Annotated in this window: 14 protein-coding genes; 5 read left to right on the forward strand and 9 right to left on the reverse strand. The window is 70.4% G+C overall.

Translation table 11 applies throughout. The features are described from left to right. Positions 1–266: 266 nt before the first annotated feature. Positions 267–1472 carry a hypothetical protein gene (locus tag DEJ51_RS07595; RefSeq protein ID WP_150256904.1) on the forward strand — a complete coding sequence of 402 codons (1206 nt, stop codon included), beginning with the start codon at positions 267–269 and terminating at the stop codon, positions 1470–1472. A gap of 103 nt (positions 1473–1575) precedes the next feature. On the opposite strand, the gene DEJ51_RS07600 is transcribed toward DEJ51_RS07595, so the two are convergent. The 8 genes from DEJ51_RS07600 to DEJ51_RS07635 all read right to left on the reverse strand — a co-directional run bounded on the left by DEJ51_RS07600 (position 1576) and on the right by DEJ51_RS07635 (position 8171). After that, complete coding sequence (locus DEJ51_RS07600) at positions 1576–1920, reverse strand: metal-sulfur cluster assembly factor (RefSeq protein ID WP_030009139.1); 345 nt, start codon at positions 1918–1920, stop codon at positions 1576–1578. Then, complete coding sequence (sufU, locus tag DEJ51_RS07605) at positions 1917–2378, reverse strand: Fe-S cluster assembly sulfur transfer protein SufU (protein ID WP_150256905.1); 462 nt, start codon at positions 2376–2378, stop codon at positions 1917–1919. The genes DEJ51_RS07600 and sufU overlap by 4 nt, the downstream gene beginning before the upstream one ends. 22 nt (positions 2379–2400) lie before the next feature. Further along, positions 2401–3657: a cysteine desulfurase gene (locus tag DEJ51_RS07610; RefSeq protein ID WP_150256906.1), complete on the reverse strand. Its 1257-nt coding sequence runs from the start codon at positions 3655–3657 to the stop codon at positions 2401–2403. After that, a complete protein-coding gene (gene sufC, locus DEJ51_RS07615) occupies positions 3654–4418 on the reverse strand; it encodes a Fe-S cluster assembly ATPase SufC (RefSeq protein ID WP_053785807.1) in 765 nt (254 codons plus the stop codon). The genes DEJ51_RS07610 and sufC overlap by 4 nt, the downstream gene beginning before the upstream one ends. 7 nt (positions 4419–4425) lie before the next feature. Beyond that, positions 4426–4743, reverse strand: coding sequence for a bifunctional 3-phenylpropionate/cinnamic acid dioxygenase ferredoxin subunit (locus DEJ51_RS07620; RefSeq protein WP_150256907.1), 318 nt, complete (start codon positions 4741–4743; stop codon positions 4426–4428). Further along, positions 4743–5921, reverse strand: coding sequence for a Fe-S cluster assembly protein SufD (gene sufD, locus DEJ51_RS07625; RefSeq protein ID WP_150256908.1), 1179 nt, complete (start codon positions 5919–5921; stop codon positions 4743–4745). The genes DEJ51_RS07620 and sufD overlap by 1 nt, the downstream gene beginning before the upstream one ends. 76 nt (positions 5922–5997) lie before the next feature. Further along, complete coding sequence (sufB, locus tag DEJ51_RS07630; protein WP_150256909.1) at positions 5998–7413, reverse strand: Fe-S cluster assembly protein SufB; 1416 nt, start codon at positions 7411–7413, stop codon at positions 5998–6000. Beyond that, positions 7410–8171 (reverse strand): helix-turn-helix transcriptional regulator, encoded by a 762-nt coding sequence (locus tag DEJ51_RS07635; RefSeq protein WP_190620253.1) that lies wholly within the window; start codon positions 8169–8171, stop codon positions 7410–7412. Before DEJ51_RS07635 ends, sufB begins: the two co-directional genes overlap by 4 nt. A gap of 445 nt (positions 8172–8616) precedes the next feature. On the opposite strand from DEJ51_RS07635, the gene DEJ51_RS07640 reads away from it, so the two are divergent. The 4 genes from DEJ51_RS07640 (at position 8617) to DEJ51_RS07655 (ending at position 12502) form a co-directional block, all read left to right on the forward strand. Beyond that, entirely contained in the window at positions 8617–9543 is a 927-nt protein-coding gene (locus tag DEJ51_RS07640) for an ABC transporter ATP-binding protein (RefSeq protein WP_150256910.1), read from the forward strand. Beyond that, a complete protein-coding gene (locus DEJ51_RS07645; RefSeq protein WP_150256911.1) occupies positions 9540–10307 on the forward strand; it encodes an ABC transporter permease in 768 nt (255 codons plus the stop codon). Before DEJ51_RS07640 ends, DEJ51_RS07645 begins: the two co-directional genes overlap by 4 nt. A 67-nt stretch (positions 10308–10374) precedes the next feature. After that, a complete protein-coding gene (locus DEJ51_RS07650; protein WP_150256912.1) occupies positions 10375–11508 on the forward strand; it encodes a hypothetical protein in 1134 nt (377 codons plus the stop codon). 4 nt (positions 11509–11512) lie between these two features. After that, positions 11513–12502: a COX15/CtaA family protein gene (locus DEJ51_RS07655; protein ID WP_150256913.1), complete on the forward strand. Its 990-nt coding sequence runs from the start codon at positions 11513–11515 to the stop codon at positions 12500–12502. A 49-nt stretch (positions 12503–12551) separates the two neighbouring features. Here the strand turns inward: DEJ51_RS07655 and DEJ51_RS07660 are convergent, their stop codons facing one another. Next, positions 12552–13643, reverse strand: a complete 1092-nt coding sequence (locus tag DEJ51_RS07660; RefSeq protein ID WP_150256914.1) for an amidohydrolase family protein — start codon at positions 13641–13643, stop codon at positions 12552–12554. Positions 13644–13712: the final 69 nt, after the last annotated feature.

Here is a 13712-nt window from a genome sequence, read left to right on the forward strand (position 1 = left end):
GTACAACTGTACACACGATGCGTACGCCCGTACACAAGCCGGAGGAAAACCTGCCGCCATGCACCTGACATGCTGGTATACGGTGTGCGTTCGATGGGGGAACGAACAGACGGAGTGCACGTATGACGCAGAGCGCAGGGTGGGGACCCACGGGGGCACCGGGGGCACCAGGAGCACCGGGAGCACCGTGGCCGGGAGGTCCCGGCGGCCCCGGCGGCCCGCACTGGGGAGGATGGGCCCCGCCGCCACCGCCGCAGCCCGGGACGGTGCCCCTGAAGCCCCTGGGCCTGGGGGACGTCGTGAGCGCCTCCTTCGCCACGTTCGGCCGCTACTGGAAGCAGCTCGTCGGCGTCATGCTGACCGTGCTGGGCCTGTGCCTGGCGGTCATGGCCCTGCTGGTGGGCATCGCCGTCGCCGCGGTGTACGACCACATCGAACCGGTCTTCGACCCGCCCTACGGGCAGGACCCGGCGGCCGAGCACCTGACCCCCTTCCTCGTCGCGGCCGTCACGCTGTTCGTACTGCTGTCCGCCGTGGGCCTGCTGTGCATGGCCGTGCTCACGGCTCTGTGCCCGGCGATCCTCCAGGAGGCGGTCGTCGGCCGGCCCACCACCTTCCGCGCGATGTGGCGCGCGGCCCTGCGGCGGACTCCCGCCGTCCTGGGCACGCTGGCACTCACCGGGATGATCGCGGGTGCCCCGGTCCTCGTCGCCGTCGCGGTGTGGATTCCGGTGATGATCGTCTCCGTCTCCGGTGACGACCCGTCGCCCGGGGGCCTGTTCGTCCTGCCGCTGCTCCTGCTGCCCGCCATCCCGGTGTCCGTCTGGCTCGGCACCCGGCTCAGCCTGGCCCCTGCCGTGGCGGTCATGGAGAAGGCCGGCCCCGTCACCGCGCTGCGCCGCTCGGCCGCGCTCGTCAAGGGTGACTGGTGGCGGATCTTCGGCATCACCCTGGTCGGCAGCATGATCGCGGCGAGCGTCGCCTACCTGATCCAGATGCCCTTCCAGCTCATCGGCATGTTCGGGATGATCCCGCTCATGGCCGAGGGAAGCGAGGCCGGCGAGGGGGCCGACCTGTCGACGGGCCTGGTCGTCGCCCTCGTGTTCGGCTTCCTGTGCATCATGATCGGCTCCGGCCTGAGCCAGATGTTCCAGATCGGGTACTCCCAGCTGGTCAGCAATCTGCTGTACGTGGACCAGCGGCTGCGGCGCGAGAACCTCGCCCAGGCCATCCTCGCGGAACTCGCCGCTCAGGCCCACGGCACCGGCCCCATGCCCGCGACCGCGCCCACCACCGGGCCCGCGACGGCGCCCACGGCCGGACCGACCGGACCGGCCGGACCCGCGAACACGGACCCGGAGGCGCCCACCCTCGCGCACCCGCACCGGCCGGAACCGCAGCCCGGCGAGGAGCCGGAAACACTGCCGAACACGCTGCCGGAGACACGGCCGAACAAGCCGACGGACGACTGAGCGGCCCTCCCGGCCGCTCGGCCGCTCGGCCGCTCGGCCGCTCGGCCGTACACGCGAAGGGCCCCCGGCACGATGCCGGGGGCCCTTGCTCGTTCGCTACGGCTCAGACGTTGAAGCCGAGCGCGCGGAGCTGCTCGCGCCCGTCGTCCGTGATCTTGTCCGGGCCCCACGGCGGCATCCAGACCCAGTTGATCCGGAGTTCGCTGACGATGCCGTCCGTCGCCGACTTCGCCTGGTCCTCGATGACGTCCGTCAGCGGGCAGGCCGCCGAGGTCAGCGTCATGTCGAGGGTGGCGATGTTCGCGTCGTCGATGTGGATGCCGTAGATCAGGCCCAGGTTGACGACGTCGATGCCCAGCTCGGGGTCGACCACGTCGTAGAGGGCCTCGCGGACCTCCTCCTCGGTGGCCGGCTTGATCGACGCCTCGGGCGTCGCGTTCTCGGTCATGCCGTCTCCCTCTCCGCGCCGCCCAGAGCCTGGGCCGTCGCGTCCTTCCACGCCATCCAGCTCAGCAGAGCACACTTCACACGAGCCGGGTACTTGGAGACGCCGACGAACGCCACGGCGTCCTCCAGCACCTCCTCCATGGCCTCGTCGGGCTCGATCTTGCCCTTGGACTGCATCATCTCCAGGAAGACCGCCTGGATCTTCTGCGCCTCGGCCAGTTCCTTGCCGACGAGCAGCTCGTTCAGCACGGACGCGCTGGCCTGGCTGATGGAGCAGCCCTGGCCCTCGTAGGAGACGTCGGTCAACGTCTCGCCGTCGTACTTCACGCGCAGCGTGATCTCGTCACCGCAGGTCGGGTTGACGTGGTGCACCTCGGCGTCGCCGTCACGCAGGCCACGCCCGTGCGGGTGCTTGTAGTGGTCCAGGATCAGTTCCTGGTACATCGAATCCAGCTTCACTGCGTCCTCGTCGCCTCGTCCGTCAGCCGAAGAAGTTCCGTACGTGCTCCAGCCCGTCGATCAGCGCGTCGACGTCGGCCGGAGAGGAGTACAGGTAGAAAGACGCTCGCGTCGTCGCAGGAATTCCGTAGCGCAGGCAGACCGGGCGTGCGCAGTGGTGTCCCACGCGGACCGCGATGCCCTGCTCGTCCAGTACCTGGCCGACGTCATGCGGGTGGATGTCACCGAGGACGAAGGAGATCGCGGCGCCGCGGTCCTCGGCCGTGGTGGGGCCGATGATCCGCAGGTCGGGCACCTCCGCGAGGCGCTTGATCGCGTACTCGGTGATCGCGTGCTCGTGGGCGGCGATCTTGTCCATGCCGATCGCGCTCAGGTAGTCCACGGCCGCGCCGAGGCCGACGGCCTGGGCGATCGGGGGCGTACCCGCCTCGAACTTGTGGGGCGCCGGGGCGTAGGTCGAGGCGTGCATCGACACGGTCTCGATCATCTCGCCGCCGCCGAGGAACGGAGGCAGGTCCTCCAGCAGCTCCTGGCGGCCCCAGAGGACGCCGATGCCGGTCGGACCGCACATCTTGTGGCCGGTGAAGGCCACGAAGTCGGCGCCGAGCGCCTGCACGTCCAGCGGCATGTGCGGGGCGGCCTGGGAGGCGTCGATCAGCACGAGGGCGCCGACGTCCTGGGCGCGCCGGACGATCGCCTCGACCGGGTTGACCGTGCCCATGATGTTGGAGACCAGCGTGAAGGAGACGATCTTCGTCTTCTCCGTGATGACCTCTTCGATGTTGGACAGGTCGAGCCGGCCGTCGTCGGTGAGGCCGAACCACTTCAGCTTCGCGCCCGTGCGCTGCGAGAGCAGCTGCCACGGCACGATGTTGGAGTGGTGCTCCATCTCCGTGATGGCGATCTCGGTCTCGCGGTCGACCCGGTAGGGCTCGTCCGCCCAGCCGAGCATGTTCGCGACCAGATTGAGCGACTCCGAGGCGTTCTTGGTGAAGATCACCTCGTCGCGGCTGGGCGCGTTGATGAAGGCGGCGACCTTGTCGCGAGCGCCCTCGTACAGCGCCGTGGCCTCCTCGGCGAGCACGTGCACGCCACGGTGGACGTTGGCGTTGTGCTGCTCGTAGTACTCGTTCAGCGCGTCGAGCACCTGGCGCGGCTTCTGCGAGGTCGCAGCGTTGTCCAGGTAAACGATCTTCTTCCCGTCGTGGACCACACGATCCAGCAGGGGGAAGTCCTTGCGGATCGCCTCGATGTCGAGGAGGCCAGGCAGCTGTGTCACGCGGTCGCGCCACCCTTCACGTACTTGTCGTAACCCTCGGCCTCCAGCTGGTCGGCGAGCTCGGCGCCGCCGGACTCGGCGATACGGCCGTTCGCGAACACGTGCACGAAGTCGGGCTTGATGTAGCGCAGGATGCGCGTGTAGTGGGTGATCAGCAGGGTGCCGACCTCACCGGTCTCGCGGACGCGGTTGACGCCCTCGGAGACGATGCGCAGGGCGTCGACGTCGAGGCCGGAGTCGGTCTCGTCGAGGATCGCGATCTTCGGCTTGAGAAGCTCCAGCTGGAGGATCTCGTGGCGCTTCTTCTCACCGCCGGAGAAGCCCTCGTTGACGTTGCGCTCGGCGAAGGCCGGGTCCATCTGGAGCTGCTCCATCGCGGACTTGACCTCCTTCACCCAGGTACGCAGCTTCGGCGCCTCGCCGCGGATCGCGGTGGCCGAGGTGCGCAGGAAGTTGGAGACCGAGACACCGGGGACCTCGACCGGGTACTGCATCGCGAGGAAGACGCCGGCGCGGGCGCGCTCGTCGACGGACATCTCCAGGACGTCCTCGCCGTCGAGGGTCACGGTGCCACCGGTGATGGTGTACTTCGGGTGACCGGCGAGCGAGTACGCGAGGGTGGACTTGCCGGAGCCGTTCGGACCCATGATGGCGTGCGTCTCACCCTGCTTGACGGTGAGGTCGACGCCCTTGAGGATCTCGCGGGCGCCGTTCTCGGCCTCGACGGAGACGTGCAGGTCGTGGATTTCAAGCGTTGCCATGGATACCTCAGGACTCCTGGGTGAGGGAGACGAGCACGTCGTCCCCTTCGATCTTTACGGGGTATACGGGTACGGGGCGCGTCGCGGGCAGACCCGAGGGCTTGCCGGTGCGCAGGTCGAAGGCCGACCCGTGCAGCCAGCACTCGATCATGCAGTCTTCGACCTCGCCCTCCGAGAGCGAGACGTTCGCGTGCGAGCAGATGTCGTTGATCGCGAACACCTCCCCCTCGGTGGAGACGATGGACACCGGCGTGCCGTCGAGTTCCACCCTCTTCGGGGTGTTCTCCTCCAGCTCGCTGAGCGCACAGGCCTTGACGAAATTCATCAGACGGAACCCTGGAGCTCGGTCTCGATCTTGGCGAGCAGACGCTCCTCGATGTCGTCGACACCGATCTGCTGGACGAGCTCCGCGAAGAAGCCGCGGACGACCAGGCGGCGCGCCTCGTCGGCCGGGATGCCACGGGCCTGCAGGTAGAAGAGCTGCTCGTCGTCGAAGCGGCCGGTCGCGGAGGCGTGGCCGGCGCCGACGATCTCGCCGGTCTCGATCTCCAGGTTGGGCACGGAGTCGACCCGCGCGCCGTCCGTGAGGACGAGGTTGCGGTTCATCTCGTAGGTGTCGGTGCCCTCGGCGGTCTTCTCGATGAGCACGTCACCGATCCAGACGGCGTGGGCGTCCTGGCCCTGGAGCGCGCCCTTGTAGACCACGTTCGACTTGCAGTGCGGGGCGTCGTGCGTGACCAGGAGGCGGTGCTCCTGGTGCTGGCCGGCGTCCGTGAAGTACAGGCCGAGCATCTCGGACTCGCCGCCGGGGCCCGCGTAGGTGACGCGCGGGTGCAGGCGGACCAGGTCACCGCCGAAGGTGATGACCACGGACTTGAAGCTGCCGTCGCGGCCGACGAGGGCGTTGTGCTGCGAGGTGTGGACCGCCGTGTCGTCCCAGTCCTGGACGGACACGAAGGTCACCTTGGCGCCGTCGCCGACGAGGATGTCGACGTTGGCGGCGCGGACGCCGTCACCGGTGTGGTCGATCACGATGATCGCCTCGGCGAACGGCTTGATGTCGAAGACGGTGTGCCCGAAGGTCGTGCCGCCCTCGCCGTGCAGGGCGACCCGGATCGGCTCGGTGAGCACGGTCTCCTTGGGCACGGTGACGACCGTGGCCTTGGCGAACGCGGAGAAGGCCTGGGCGGCGACGCGGTCGACGGGGGTGCCGGCCTTGCCGATCCGCTCGTCGCCGCGCTCCACGGACTCGACGGTGACGCCCTCGGGCGCGTCGATCTGGGCCTTCATGGTGCCGTCCGCGACAGCGGTGCCGTCGTGCAGGCCCTTGAGGCGGGCGAGCGGCGTGAAGCGCCACTCCTCCTCGCGGCCGTGCGGGACCGGGAAGTCGGCCACGTCGAAGGACGGGGGCGCACTCATCCGGGTGGCGACGGTGGACTCGGCGGCCACCGCGATCGCGCCGGCGGTGGTGGAGCCCGCCGGAATGTTCTGAGCCTCAGCCATGGCTGTCGTCTTGCTCGCTCTCTTAAGCAGGTCTGCGTCTGCGTCTGTGGATGTGCTGCGGGCGGGGCGGTCGGGACTAGCCGACCGAACCCTCCATCTGCAGCTCGATCAGCCGGTTGAGCTCCAGCGCGTACTCCATGGGCAGCTCCTTCGCGATCGGCTCGACGAAGCCGCGCACGATCATGGCCATGGCCTCGAACTCGGTGAGGCCGCGCTGCATCAGGTAGAAGAGCTGGTCGTCGGAGACCTTGGAGACGGTGGCCTCGTGGCCCATGGTCACGTCGTCCTCGCGGACGTCCACGTACGGGTACGTGTCCGAGCGGGAGATGGTGTCCACGAGCAGCGCGTCGCAGAGCACGTTGGACTTCGAGCCGGCAGCGCCCTCGCCGATCTCGACCAGTCCGCGGTAGGAGGTGCGGCCGCCGCCCCGGGCCACCGACTTGGAGACGATGTTCGAGGAGGTGTTCGGCGCCATGTGGACCATCTTGGAGCCGGCGTCCTGGTGCTGGCCCTCGCCCGCGAAGGCGATGGACAGGGTCTCGCCCTTGGCGTGCTCGCCCATCAGGTAGACGGCCGGGTACTTCATGGTGACCTTGGAACCGATGTTGCCGTCGATCCACTCCATGGTCGCGCCCTCGTACGCCACGGCGCGCTTGGTGACCAGGTTGTAGACGTTGTTCGACCAGTTCTGGATCGTCGTGTAGCGGCAGCGGCCGCCCTTCTTGACGATGATCTCGACGACGGCGCTGTGCAGCGAGTCCGAGGAGTAGATCGGGGCGGTGCAGCCCTCGACGTAGTGGACGTAGGCGTCCTCGTCGACGATGATCAGCGTCCGCTCGAACTGGCCCATGTTCTCCGTGTTGATACGGAAGTAGGCCTGGAGCGGGATGTCCACGTGGACACCCTTGGGGACGTAGATGAAGGAGCCGCCGGACCACACCGCGGTGTTCAGCGAGGCGAACTTGTTGTCGCCGACCGGGATGACCGTGCCGAAGTACTCCTGGAAGAGCTCCGGGTGCTCCTTGAGCGCGGTGTCCGTGTCGAGGAAGATGACGCCCTGCTCCTCCAGGTCCTCACGGATCTGGTGGTAGACGACCTCGGACTCGTACTGGGCCGCGACACCGGCGACGAGGCGCTGCTTCTCCGCCTCCGGGATGCCGAGCTTGTCGTACGTGTTCTTGATGTCCTCGGGCAGGTCCTCCCACGAAGCGGCCTGCTTCTCGGTGGAACGCACGAAGTACTTGATGTTGTCGAAGTCGATGCCCGAGAGGTCGGAGCCCCAGTTCGGCATGGGCTTCTTGTCGAACAGCTTCAGGCCCTTGAGGCGGAGGTTGAGCATCCACTCCGGCTCGGACTTCTTCGCCGAGATGTCGCGGACGACCTCTTCGGACAGACCCCGCTTGGCAGCGGCACCGGCCGCGTCGGAGTCGGCCCAGCCGTATTCGTAAGTGCCCAGGCCATCGAGCTCAGGGTGAGCGATCTCCGTGGTCATGCGGGGTTCCTCCCGGCCGTACTTGCAGATACTGATGTGTCGGTCTGTGTGGTGCTCGCGCCACGCGGAATGAACGTCGTGCACACCCCGTCGCCGTGGGCGATCGTGGCGAGGCGCTGCACATGGGTCCCCAGCAGGCGGGAGAAGACCTCGGTCTCCGCCTCGCAGAGCTGCGGGAACTGCTCGGCGACGTGCGCGACCGGGCAGTGGTGCTGGCAGAGCTGTTCACCGCTGTGCGGACCGGGAGCGCTCTTCGCCGTAGCAGCGTACCCGTCCGTGGTCAACGCCCTGGCAAGGGCCTCCGTGCGCTCCTGCGGGGCGGCGGCCTCGACGGCCTCCTTGTAGGCCCGCGCCTGCGTCTCCATCCGTGACCTGGCGAAGGCGGCGACGGCCACCTCGCCCCGCTCACCGCCGCCGGCCGACTGCGCGATCCAGCGCAGGGCGTCCGCGGCGAGCGTGTCGTAGGACTGGTCGAAGGCGTCGCGGCCACAGTCGGTGAGCGCGAAGACCTTGGCGGGCCGACCCCGGGTGCGCGCACCGTACACACGCTGCTCACGAGGTTCGACCACGTCGTCGGTGACGAGCGTGTCGAGGTGGCGGCGGACGGCGGCCTGGGTGAGGCCGAGACGCTGGGCGAGGTCGGCGACGGTGGACGGACCGTGGTCCAGGATCGAGCGCGCCACGCGGTTGCGGGTTGACCGCTCCCCGGTGCCGAGCTCCCCCTGAGGGGTGTCGATCTGCCGTTCGCCGTATTTCACAACGCCATTGTTGCGTAATTAACCGAGCGGCGACAAGCCGTGATGGACGCCACTGGTGGTGGCCTCCATCACTAAGGGTTACCTTATTTATCGACGGAGAGTTATTCGGAGGGCAGTGTTCCGCTACTTTTCCGGACCGGGCCAACCGACCCGAAAACCGCCCCCGACCAGGGAATCCGCACCCCCACCGGTCCCCTGGCGCCAGAAAAATCGACTCCCGGAAAGGATCACGGAAACATGTCGGCGCTTCCAAGACCGACCGACTGAAAAGAACCGTATTTCGCTGCGCGGCGATCGAATCCTCCGCGCCGAACCGGGGACGGACCGAAGAGGAACCGCCGACCGGCCGGGGCGGACCGGAGGCGGAAGAAGGCGGACCGAAGGCGGAGAGGCCCCCGACCCCGGGACCCATGGCCCCTTCCAGGGCTCCGTAGACTCACCCCCCATGAGCAACGACCCCGCCGTGGAGATCCGCGGACTGGTGAAGCGGTACGGCACCAAGACCGCGGTGGACGGCCTGGACCTCACCGTCCGGAGCGGCTCCGTCACCGCGGTCCTCGGTCCCAACGGCGCGGGCAAGACGACCACGGTGGAGGCCTGCGAGGGCTACCGCCGCCCCGACGCCGGCACCGTCCGCGTCCTCGGCCTCGACCCGGTCGCCCAGGCCGAGGCCCTGCGCCCCCGGATAGGCGTGATGCTCCAGTCCGGCGGCGTCTACTCCGGGGCCCGTGCCGTCGAGATGCTCCGCCACATGGCCAAGCTCCACGCCGACCCGCTCGACGTCGCCACCCTCGTGGAACGCCTCGGACTCGGCGGCTGCGGCCGTACCCCCTACCGCCGGCTCTCCGGCGGCCAGCAGCAGCGCCTGGCCCTGGCCATGGCCGTGGTGGGCCGCCCCGAGCTGGTCTTCCTCGACGAACCCACCGCCGGCCTGGACCCGCAGGCCCGCCGCGCGACCTGGGACCTCGTACGGGAACTGCGCACCGACGGGGTCACCGTCGTCCTCACCACCCACCACATGGACGAGGCCGAGCAGCTGGCCGACGAGGTCGCCATCGTGGACTCGGGCAGGGTCATCGTCCACGGCAGCCCCGAGCAGCTGTGCCGCGGCGGCGCCGAGAACACCCTGCGCTTCACCGGCCGCCCCTCCCTCGACCTCGCCTCGCTCCTGAAGGCGCTGCCCGACGGCACCGAGGCCGCCGAGCTCGCCCCGGGCGTATACCGGGTCACCGGCGACGTCCACCCGCAGCTGCTGGCCACCGTCGCCTCCTGGTGCGCGCAGCACGGCGTGATGCCGAGCAGCCTCACCGTGGAGCGGCACACCCTCGAAGACGTCTTTCTGGAGCTCACAGGCAAGGAGCTGCGCGCATGAGCGCCGGTACGTTCACCCCCAGCCCGGGGGCCGCGCCCGTGTCCCGCATGATCCTCGCGCAGACGGCGCTGGAGACCCGGATGCTGCTGCGCAACGGGGAACAGCTGCTGCTCACCGTGATCATCCCGGCGCTGCTGCTGACCCTGTTCTCCGCCGTGGACATCGTGGACACGGGCGCCGGAAAGTCCGTGGACTTCCTCGCGCCGGGAATCCTGGCGCTCGCCGTAATGTCCACCGCCTTCACGGGCCAGGCCATCGCCACCGGCTTCGACCGCCGCTACGGGGTCCTCAAGCGGCTCGGGGCCTCTCCTCTGCCCCGCTGGGCCCTGATGGCGGCCAAGACCCTGTCGGTGCTGGTCACCGAGGTGCTGCAGATCGCGCTGCTGACGGTGATCGCCCTCGCGCTGGGCTGGTCCCCGCAGGGCGACCCGCTGTCGGTGGCCGCGCTGGTCCTGCTGGGCACCGCGGCCTTCTCCGGACTCGGGCTGCTGATGGCGGGCACCCTCAAGGCCGAGATGACCCTGGCCGCCGCCAACCTGGTCTTCCTACTGCTGCTGGTCGGCGGCGGGGTGATCGTGCCGATGGAGAAGTTCCCGGACGCCGTGCAGTCGGTCCTGGGGCTGCTGCCCATCTCGGCCCTGTCCGACGGACTGCGCGAGGTGCTCCAGCACGGAGCATCGCTCCCCTGGGGCGACGCGGCCGTGCTGGCGGGCTGGGCCGTACTCGGTCTGGGCGCCGCCGCGCGGCTCTTCCGCTGGGAATGAAATCCCTCCCCCCGCGGCCGTGATGGCGCGAGGATGGGCCCCTCACACATGAAGCCGGGGGGCGGACATGGTGCAGCGGGAGGCCGTTCTACGGCTGGACGCCCGATGGGCACGGGTGCGGTCGGGGGCGGAGCACACGGAGCCCGGGGAACGCGAGCGGCTCCTCGACGAGCTGATCGGCGCCCTGCGCCCGTTCACGGACGACCCGCGGTGCACCGCGCTGCTCGGGCTGCGGCTCGCCGACCGGGCCGCGGCCCGGTTCGCCGCGGGAGACCGGGCCGGCGCCCTCGCCACGATCGAGGAGGGCCTGCGCAGTTCCGAGCGCGCGGCCGGGCACTCCGCCGAGTTCGCCCGCTGGTACGCCCGCGGGCTGATCAACCACGGGGTCTGGCTGTCCTGGCCGCTCAGCGACGCGGCCCGGCTGCCCCGGCACCCGCTGGGCCCGGCCGTCGGCGAGGGCCCGAGCGCCATGGAGCGGGCGGCCGGTGAGCGCGCCCGCGATCTGACCCGGACCGCGGTGGAGGTGTGGGCGGGACTGGACCAGCGGGATCCGGTCAACCGGCGGGGCCTGGCCCAGGCCAAGGTCTTCCTCGGGGACCGCCTCGCCGAGCTGGGGTTCGCCGAGGAGGCCGCGGCCTGGGCCGTGACCGCCGAATCCGACTTCCGGCAGCTGCTGCTCGCCGACCCGGCCGCGGAGGAGTCCGGCGAGACCGAGGAGGCCCTCGACCACATCGGCCGCCAGCTGGAACTGCGGCTGCGCTTCCTGACCTTCGGCTCGCTGGTCAGCCTGCGCAGCCAGGGGCTGCTGCCCGAACGGCTGCTGCCCCAGGCCGTGGTGGCCGCCCGTATCCAGGGGGTGACGGAGCCGCGGATCGCGGCCGGTCTCGGTCTTGACGCCGAACAGGTGCGCACGATGCTGGAGGTCACGCCCTGGCTCGCGGTGTGGCGCTTCGATGTGCGGGGACCTGACGGCCTGTGGAACACACTGGGACATCCCTGGCGGAGCTCCACAGAAGTGAGGAACCGGACTGCAGAGGACGTAGCGGCGGAATTACTACACGGGTTCGCCGGCTCAGCGGACCACCCGGGCGACGGCGCCCACTGGCGCGTCCTCCTGTGGTGGCAGGAGGAGGGCGACCCCGCGGGGGCGAAGTACCGGCTGGTCATCGGCCCGGACACGCCTTCCGGCACCCCCTCGTGAAACTTTGCACAAGGGGTCGCCTACGATATGGGGCGTGTTGAACCCCCTCGCCTCCATCGCCAGCCGCTGGACCCCGTCACCCCGGACCGTCCAGCGGGCCGCACTCGCCGCGCTCGTCATGAGCGTGGCCATCGTCGTCACCGGCGGCGCGGTACGGCTGACGGGATCCGGCCTCGGCTGCGACACCTGGCCCAAGTGCACCGACGACAGCCTGATCGTGACTCAGGAGCAGGGCCTCCACGGCGCCATCGAGTTCGGCAACCGCATGCTGACCTACGTGCTCAGCGCGGCCGTCGGCTGGGCGATCGTCGCCGCCCGCGCGGCCAAGCCCTGGCGGCGCTCCCTGACGAAGCTCGGCTGGGTGCAGTTCGCAGTCGTGATGTCCAACGCCGTGCTCGGTGGGATCACCGTCCGCACCGGCCTCAACCCCTACAGCGTGGCCGGGCACTTCCTCCTCGCCACCGCGCTGATCGCCGTGACGACGGTCACCTGGCAGCGCACCCGTGAAGGCGACGGCGCCCCCAAGCCGCGCGTGCCCGGCCCGGTGCGCAAACTGTCGTGGGCGCTGATCGCGGCCACCCTCGTCCTGATCGCGGCGGGCACCGTCGTGACCGGCTCCGGTCCGCACGCCGGAGACAGCAGCGAGATCAAGCGCATGCCCTTCGACTGGGACACCACCGCCCACGTGCACGCCGTCTCCGCCTGGCTCGTGTGCGCGCTCGGAATCGCGATGTGGCTGGTCCTGCGCGTCGTGGACGCTCCCGCCGACACCCGGGCCCGCGCCCGCGACCTGCTGATCGTGCTGCTCGCCCAGGGCGCGATCGGCTACGTGCAGTACGCCACCCAGGTCCCCGAGGTCCTGGTCGCCGCCCACATGCTCGGCTCCTGCCTGGTGTGGATCGCCGTGCTCCGGCTCGCGCTGAGCCTGCGCGAGCGGCCCGTCGAGCAGGCGGACATCCCCGCCCAGGCCGACCCGCAGCTCTCCGCCGTCTAGGCCGGCTCTTCCGGATCGCGCCGGGCCGGGCCGGCCGGGCCCCCGGCCCCTACCCCCGGTCCAGGCGGTAGACGCGGCGGGCGTTGCCCGCCGCGACCAGGGCGGCCACCCGTTCCGCGTCCCGCCAGGACCAGGAGCCCTCGGCAGCCCACCCGCCCAGCACCCGGCCGAGCGCCTCGCGGAACACCAGGGCTCCCACCGCGTGGAGTTCGGGCAGCTGCCGCCCGCCACTGGAGAACAGCACCTTCCCGAACGGCGCGGTCTCCAGCAGCTCCGCCAGGACCGCCGCGGCCCGCGACCCGGTCTGCCCGAGGGCCGCGCCCGTGTCGGCGTAGACGTGCGGGAAGGCCGCCGCGAGCTGCGCGGTGCGGCGGTGCCCCGGATACCCGCCGATCAGCACGAGCCGCGTCCCGAACCCGGCGGTGGCCCGTACGAAACCGGTCAGCCCGGACGGGTCGGCCCCGCCCGTGTGCAGCTGGAGCGGCAGCCCGGACGCCACCGCGCTCCACAGGAGATGGGCCAGGAGTACGGGGTCCCGTACGGCACCGCCCCGCGGCCGCCGGGCCAGCCAGCGTCCGGCCGCCCCGCGCACCGCGCCGGGGCCGGGCGGCTCGGGTTCGACGGGCACGGCGTCCGCACCCGTGAAGGCCGTGGCGCAGGAGAAGGCCACGGCCCCGGCGGCGGCGTGGTGGACGGCCTCGGCGAGATTGGCGAGGAAGGCCCCCACCGTCCCGGAGGTGTCGGCGACCTGCTCGGCCAGTAACTCCAGCCGGACCGACTCGAAGGCCTCGGCGTCCCCGGCGAGCGCCAGTTCCTTGGGACCGGTGAGATCCCCGGGCGTTCCGGTGTCGACCAGGTAGGCGGCGACGCCGGATCCCCTCAGCAGCCGCCGGGCGGTCTCGGCCGCGCCCAGCTCGCGCCGCCGCGCCAGATAGCGGGCGGGGGCGGCGTGCGGCTCCAGCCCCAGCAGCGGAGGGCACCAGCGGCGCACCGCGAAGCCGGTCTGCGTGTCGAAGAAGGTGGTGCCCGCGGCGGGCGGGCCGGCCGAGCGCATCAGCTGGGCCTCGAAGGTGCCCAGGCCCAGCTCCGTACGGAGTACTCCGTGGCAGTACTGGTCCACCAGGGGCGGCGTTTCGATCATCCGGGCATCCCGTTGCGGACGTGAGGAAGGGGCTTCCACACGTCCTAACGGGTGAGCGGGGTGTGAGGT

The organism is Streptomyces venezuelae (genome assembly GCF_008642275.1).
GTDB classification, from domain to species: Bacteria; Actinomycetota; Actinomycetes; order Streptomycetales; family Streptomycetaceae; genus Streptomyces; species Streptomyces venezuelae_E.